This window comes from Streptomyces recifensis (assembly GCF_002154615.1).
GTDB classification, from domain to species: Bacteria; Actinomycetota; Actinomycetes; order Streptomycetales; family Streptomycetaceae; genus Streptomyces; species Streptomyces griseoluteus.
Map to the genome: position 1 here is coordinate 1 of NZ_MUNH01000254.1, position 6,627 is coordinate 6,627.

Consider the following 6,627-nt stretch of genomic DNA (forward strand, 5'->3'; position numbering starts at 1 on the left):
GCTGGACAAGCTCGCCGCCGACGCCGCCGCCGGGATGAAGGCGAAGGCGGACAAGGCCGACTGGGAGGGCGTCAACGCGGGCGTCACCCGTGCGTTCATCGGCAAGACCGTCAAGGAGTTCGAGGACGCCGCAGCGGAGGCCAAGGGGGTGAAGCTGGTCCTCGAAGACGGTTACACGGCCATCAAGCAGGCCCATGACGACCTGGTCGGCATCCGGGACCACGAGGGGCCCTCGGCCGGCATCCGCGTGGACGACAAGGGCAAGGTCACGGCGCGGAAGCCGTTGTCCGAGCAACACATGGCGCGGCACGATCCCGACTACATCGACCTCATCGGGCAGGAGAGAAAGAACATCGAGTCGTGGCAGAAGAGGATCGACCTCATTGTCGACAACTGCAACGACACCGACGTCGCCCTCAAGAACGCCCTCGAGGCCAACGTCACCGACCGCAAGGACTTCAGCGCTCCCACGTACACCAAGCTGGACCAGGAGGAGGCCGCCCGCGCCGCCGCTCTGGCCGCCAAGGGCCGTGACCTCACCCACGCCGAACTCCAGCAGCTCAACGAGCTGTTGAAGGACAACAGTTCGTCGACGGAGTTCGCCAAGGACTTCTACGGGAAGCTCGGCCCAGAGAAGTCGCTCGCGTTCTTCGGGCAGCTCTCCACGGACACGTACGACTACAGCAAGGTCGACCCGGAGCGCCTCAAGGACGTCCAGGAACTCCAGAAGAACCTCGGCCTCAACCTGGCCACCGCCTCCCACGACAAGGAATTCACCGACAAGTGGGGCCCGGAACTGCGCAAGTTGGGCACGGAGCGCATCCCGCTGGCCAAGCACGACTACGGCGGCCCGTTCGGCTACCAGCTGCTCGGCGGGATCATGCGGTACGGGAACTACGACGCCAAGTTCCTCAACCCGATCGCCGAACACGTGGCGCAGCTGCATGCCAAGGCCCCGGACATGTTCGCCGAGAACAAGGTGGTGAACGGCTGGCTGCAGAACCCGTACAACCCCTCCGGCGTGAACGGAGCCGGTTACGACCCGGCCACCGCCATGCTCGAAGCCCTCGGCAACAGCCCTGACGCGGCGAAGCACTTCTTCGCCGACCCGCCGACCGCGTACAACCAGGACGGCACGGTCGACCACGGTGCCACCGCCGCCCTCGGGAAGGACAAGGACGGCCACGCGATCGACAACTACCTGGACTTCTTCAGCAACGAGAAGTGGGAGTCCTTCCCCGACATCAACTCGACCGACGCCGACGAGTACAAGGCGTCGCTCAACCAGATGCCCGACGCCCTCGGCCACGCCCTGGAGGCGGCGACCCTCGGCTACCCGGCCGGACACCCGGACGGGCATGTGGTGCGAGACGCGGACAACGCCGCGATCATGCAGAAGGTCATGGAGAAGTACGCCTCCGACCCGGAGCTGCTGAAGAAGCATCACGAGGCGATGGCCGACAGCCTGGGCACCATGGGCGCCGGTTACATCGACGACATCAACTGGGCTCTGGACAAGAACGATTCGCAGAGCGTGTTCGCGCCGGGCAGGAATCCCGAGGGGCATGTCGACTTCCGGGACACGGTGGACGGGAACGGGCGGAGCGTCGTACGGGGCTTCCTCAGCACGCTGGGTCAGCACCCGGACGCGTACGCGACGGTCTCGGCGGCGGAGCAGGTCTACACCCGGAGCGCGCTGGAAGGGGCGGTGGGGCCGGACGGAAAGATCACCGACGAGGTCGCCGCTCAGGCCAGGGCGACCGTGCGCACCGGTGCCGAGGTACAGGGCATGCTCGACCAGTCCCGCGCCGACCAGGTCGAGGCGACCAACCTCAAGACCCACGAGGACTACGAGAAGGCGGTCGCCAGCCGGGCGGGCTGGGTCGAGTTCGGGGCCACGGCGGGCCTCGCGGCAGGCGTCGCCTTCCTCCCCGCCACTGCCGCCGTGGGCGCGGCAGCGGTGCTTATTCCGCTGGCGACGGATACCGCGAGCGGGGCTGCGGAACAGTTCATCGGGCAGATGGTCGGGGATGTGGCGGACAGCTCAGTGGATGAGCACAAGGAGAAGTTGGAGGATCTCACCGACGACGAGAAGGACAAGATCTATTCTGCCGGGGAGACCATGGCTGAGGCTCCGATGGAGGACTTCCTCGACCGTTACGTTTCGGAACCCGAAAAGAACCTATTTGCGCAGGATCTGCGCGAGTCGATGGTGATCGGCTACGGGGTCGGCAACGATCGGGAGAACCAGCAAGGCAACGACCCGGAGACCGGCTGATGAGGATGCAGACAGTGATGGGTCGTAGGTCAGCTCGTAGGGGGCTGCTTTCCGCTGGTCTGGCCGGCTCGTTGCTTCTCGGGGCCACGGGGTGTGGAGGCGACGGGGACGAGGACGGCCTGCCGAAGGACTACAAGGTTGTGGCGGGGACACAACTCTGCGGTGGCAACGCCATTTCCACCGAGGCGTCCAAGGCGCTGAAAACGATCACGGGAGCGTCACGCTTCGAGGCATCGTCGAAGGAGTACACCGTCGCCCAGGCCGCGTCAGCCCTTGCTTCTGCGTACCCGGGCTCCACCGTCGGTGGAACGAACGCCTGCCGCATCTTCACACCCATCGGCACGCCGCCTTTCAAACTTGCGATCACCTGGCGGCTGGCCGACAGTGCTCCTTCGGATGACCCGGCGTCCCCGAAGTTCACCGTGCTGAAGATGGGAGAGGAGACCCTCGCAGGGACGGAGCAGGCTTACGTCTTTTTCGCCTGCCAGAGCGACAAGTTGGGCGCGGCGGGAGAGGCCCACATTGTGATCGGCGTGGAGCGCGGAGGCATGCCGAGGGATCCTCAGGACAACATCAAGGCGTTGAAGAACGCCTACGCCACCGTCGCGCACTCCTTCTCCCTCGCCATGGCCAAGGAACTCCGCTGTGACAAGAACGGCGGGCTCCCCCCGAAGCCCGTGCTGGACCCCGCGTAACCGCCCTACGCCGCCATCTTCTGGTTGTACGACGTGCCGGTGGTCGGGTGCTGGGACTCGGGGTACTGGGCGGACACCGTGTGCCGGATCTTCTTGCGGAGGGCGGTCGGGCGTATGCCGTGGGTCTCGTTGTGGGCCGTCTGGAGGGCGCGGCGGCGGTTGGTCTCGTCGATGGCGCGGGCCATCGAGGGGGTCAGCCGGTCGGCGTACATGTGCACCTCGCCGCTGACGTTGCGCGCCGCGCGGCCGATCATCTGGATCAGCGCGGTGTCGTTGCGGAAGATCCCGTCCTGGTCGGCGTCGAGGATCGCGACCAGCGAGACCTCCGGCAGGTCGAGTCCCTCGCGCAGCAGGTTGATGCCCACGAGGACGTCGTACTCGCCCCGGCGCAGGTCGGCCAGGAGCTCGACGCGGCGCAGGGTGGTCACGCCGGAGTGCAGATAGCGGACGCGGACTCCCTGGCTGTCGAGGTACTCGGTCAGCTCCTCCGACATCCGCTTGGTCAACGTCGTCACCAGGGTCCGTTCGCCCCGGGCGGACCGCTCGCGGATCTCCGCGAGCAGGTCCTCCATCTGGCCGGCGGTCGGCTTGACCGTCACCTCCGGATCGAGCAGCCCGGTCGGCCGGATGATCTGCTCGACGACGGCGCCCCGCGCCGCGGTCAGCTCGAAGCGCCCCGGCGTCGCGGACAGGTAGACCCGCTGCGGGCAGCGCGCGGCGAACTCCGACCACGTCAGGGGACGGTTGTCCATTGCGGACGGCAGCCGGAAACCGTGCTCGACGAGAGTGTTCTTGCGCGCGGCGTCGCCGTGGCTCATGCCGGAGAGCTGCGGCACCGTGACGTGCGACTCGTCGATCACGACGAGCATGTCCTCGGGGAAGTAGTCCAGCAGCGTGGACGGCGGTGCGCCGGGGGCGCGGCCGTCCAGGTGCCGGGAGTAGTTCTCCATCCCGGAGGCGACCTGGGTGTGCCGGATCAGCTCGATGTCGTACTCCGTACGCGTCTGGAGACGGTCGGCCTCGAGCAGCTTGCCGGCTCGGGTCAGCTCCGCGACGCGCTCGGCCAGCTCGGCCCGGATGGAGTCGGCCGCCGTGCGCATCCGCTCGGGGCCCGCGAAGTAGTGGGTGGCGGGGAAGACGCGGGTGCGGTCGATGACCTCCCGCAGCTCACCGGTCTCCGGGTCGGCGACGGTCAGCCGTTCGACGGTGTCGCCGAACATCTCCACCCGCAGCATCGTCTTTTCGTACGCGGGGTGGATGTCGATGGTGTCGCCGCGCACGCGGAACCGGCCGGCGGCCGGCTCGCCGTCGGTACGGGTGTACTGGATGTCGACCAGCGCCGCGAGCAGCTCCTCCCGGTCGACGGTGTCGCCCACCGCAAGCTGGAACGAGCGGTCGAGGTAGGACTGGGGCGTGCCGAGGCCGTAGATGCAGGACACGGACGCCACGACGATCACGTCACGGCGGCTGAGCAGCGACCAGGTCGCCGAGTGCCGCAGCCGGTCGACCTCCTTGTTGGAGACCGACTCCTTCGCGAAGTAGGTGTCGGTGCTCGGGGCGTACGACTCGGGGCGGTAGTGGTCGTAGAAGGAGACGAAGTACTCCACCGCGTTGTGCGGGAACAGCTCGCGCAGCTCGTTGGCGAGCTGGCCGGCGAGGGTCTTGTTCGGCGCGAGCACGAGGGTGGGGCGCTGGAGCTTCTCGATCAGCCAGGCGGTCGTCGCGGACTTGCCGGTGCCCGTGGCACCCAGCAGCACCACGTCGCTCTCCCCGGCGCGGAGGTGCTTCTCCAGCCCGGCGATCGCCTGCGGCTGGTCCCCGGACGGGGTGTGGGGGGAGACCACCTGGAACGGCCGGCCGGTGCGTATGACCTGGTCGGCGGTGTGCTCGGCCAGGGTGATGCGCCGGTTCTCGGACGGGAATGCCATGGGTTCGCTCCTGAACTAGAGGCAACCGCACAGAAGCGGACAAAAGCTACTTAGACTGCGTCCATTTTGCGTGTAGCATCCAATATTGTCAATGTCTAATAGCTTTACGGTCGAGTTGTGTGGTAGGGCACTCAATGATCGAGAGCGACAAGGCAGGTATCGGGTGGGTGATGGGCCTGCGCGGTGACGGGGTGCCGTGGTGGCAGGTGGTCCGCGCCGACGGGGCGCCCGCGACCTGCCACTGGTGGACGCGCGGGTGGACATGGGGCGCGGCCGGCACCGGTGGGCGGGGTGGCGGCGAAAAGCCGTTCGCCGGTTCGAGAGGATGTCCCCATGACAGAAAGCAACCTGGCCGCCGAGGCCGCGCAGCGCCTCGTGGCCGGTGACCGTGCCGCCGCCCTCTCCCTCTATCTACGGGCCTGGAACCGCCCGGACGACGAGGTGGCGGAGAGGATCTTCGACCTCGTCTCCGAGTGGGGCGACATCGACGCCGCGCTGAAGACCGTCGAGGCCGAGGCGCAGGGCGGCAACCCGGCCGCCTACGAGGCTCTCGCCGAGCTGCTCGTCGAACTCGAGCGGCCCAAGGAGGCGTTGGCGGCACTCCGGTCGGCGGCCGACGGCGGCCGGGACGTCACCCTCATGATCGCCTCCGTCCTGGCCGACGAGCTGGGGGACCGCCGGCAGGCCGAGGAGTACTACCGGCAGGCGCTCGTCGACGACAACCCCCGCGCCCTCAACGACTACGGCGCCTTCCTCAGCGAGGACGAGGAACGGCTGGACGAGGCCGTCGACTTGCTGCGCCGGGCCATCGAGCGCGGCGACACCATGGCGGCCGGCAACCTCGGCCGGCTGCTCGCGGACGAGGAGAAGTACGAGGAGGCGCTGCCCTGGCTGAAGCAGGCACTGGACGCCGGGCACCGTTCCGTACTGGCCGTGCTCGGCGAGACCGAACACGCCCTAGGCGACCTGGAGTCGGCCCGCACCCACCTCCGCGAGGCCCTCGCCGAGGAGGTCACCGGCGCCCACTTCGCCTACGCCCTCCACCTGGCCGATACCGGCGCCCCCGAGGAGGCCGTACGTCACTACGAGGCCGCCGCCAAGGAGGACGGCGAGATCAACGCGCATCTCAACCTCGCCCTGCTCCACGAGGAGCTGGAGCAGTGGTCCCGCGCCGACCACCACTACCGCGAGGCCCTCGCCCACCAGGACGAGACCGCTTACGTCTACTACGCGCAGTTCCTCGCGGATCAGAACCGGGGGGACGAGATCGGCGCGTTGCTGAAGTCGGCGGAGCGACTCGACTTGGACGAGGAGGACTTGGCCGAGCTGCGGACGCTCGCCGAGGAGAGCCGCTCCGGCACGTCCTGACCCTTCCGGGACGAACCTGCCGGGGTCCTTCATGGGGCCTCGGCAGGACGGGAGTTCACGACGAGCGCGCCGCCAGTACCCGCAGCGCCAGCTCCCCCCACCGCAGGTTCTCCTCCTCGAAGGCGATGCCCCGCAGCAGGGTGAGGTATGGGCCCACGCGGTCGGCGCCCGCCAGGAACTCCTCCTCCGTGCGGCCCGCCAGCAGCCGTTCCCGCAGGCGCTCGTAGCGCGCCAGCTTGGCGCGGGACCAGTCCACGTGGGCGGTGAGGTCGGCCTGGACAGGGGCCGGGTCGGCGAGGTCGGCGCACTGGACCTTGACCAGGAGGCCGTCGCGGATGGCGGTGGGACGGGTGAGGGG

Annotated in this window: 5 protein-coding genes; 3 read left to right on the forward strand and 2 right to left on the reverse strand. The window is 68.3% G+C overall.

Annotated elements, in window-relative coordinates; translation table 11 throughout:
• The first annotated feature begins 1 nt into the window (after position 1).
• Both CCN33_RS15320 and CCN33_RS15325 read left to right on the forward strand, forming a co-directional pair.
• The gene (locus CCN33_RS15320) at positions 2-2,278 is read left to right on the forward strand and encodes a MerR family transcriptional regulator (protein ID WP_086694176.1); all 2,277 of its coding nucleotides are present in this window, start codon (positions 2-4) and stop codon (positions 2,276-2,278) included.
• Entirely contained in the window at positions 2,278-2,973 is a 696-nt protein-coding gene (locus CCN33_RS15325; RefSeq protein WP_244173817.1) for a hypothetical protein, read from the forward strand. Before CCN33_RS15320 ends, CCN33_RS15325 begins: the two co-directional genes overlap by 1 nt.
• A gap of 5 nt (positions 2,974-2,978) precedes the next feature.
• Here the strand turns inward: CCN33_RS15325 and uvrB are convergent, their stop codons facing one another.
• The gene (uvrB, locus tag CCN33_RS15330) at positions 2,979-4,901 is read right to left on the reverse strand and encodes an excinuclease ABC subunit UvrB (protein ID WP_086694177.1); all 1,923 of its coding nucleotides are present in this window, start codon (positions 4,899-4,901) and stop codon (positions 2,979-2,981) included.
• Positions 4,902-5,234: 333 nt separating this feature from the next.
• On the opposite strand from uvrB, the gene CCN33_RS15340 reads away from it, so the two are divergent.
• A complete protein-coding gene (locus CCN33_RS15340) occupies positions 5,235-6,269 on the forward strand; it encodes a tetratricopeptide repeat protein (RefSeq protein ID WP_086694179.1) in 1,035 nt (344 codons plus the stop codon).
• Between the two features lie 55 nt (positions 6,270-6,324).
• Here the strand turns inward: CCN33_RS15340 and CCN33_RS15345 are convergent.
• Positions 6,325-6,627 (reverse strand): virulence activator alpha C-terminal domain-containing protein (locus CCN33_RS15345; RefSeq protein ID WP_483027242.1); only part of this gene is annotated, 303 nt, incomplete at its 5' end.

Bases quoted from the DNA above. Each gene is read 5' to 3' on its own strand.
- uvrB (WP_086694177.1), bottom strand. From the start codon at position 4,901: ATGGCATTCCCGTCCGAGAACCGGCGCATCACCCTGGCCGAGCACACC.
- CCN33_RS15340 (WP_086694179.1), top strand. From the start codon at position 5,235: ATGACAGAAAGCAACCTGGCCGCCGAGGCCGCGCAGCGCCTCGTGGCC.
- CCN33_RS15325 (WP_244173817.1), top strand. From the start codon at position 2,278: ATGAGGATGCAGACAGTGATGGGTCGTAGGTCAGCTCGTAGGGGGCTG.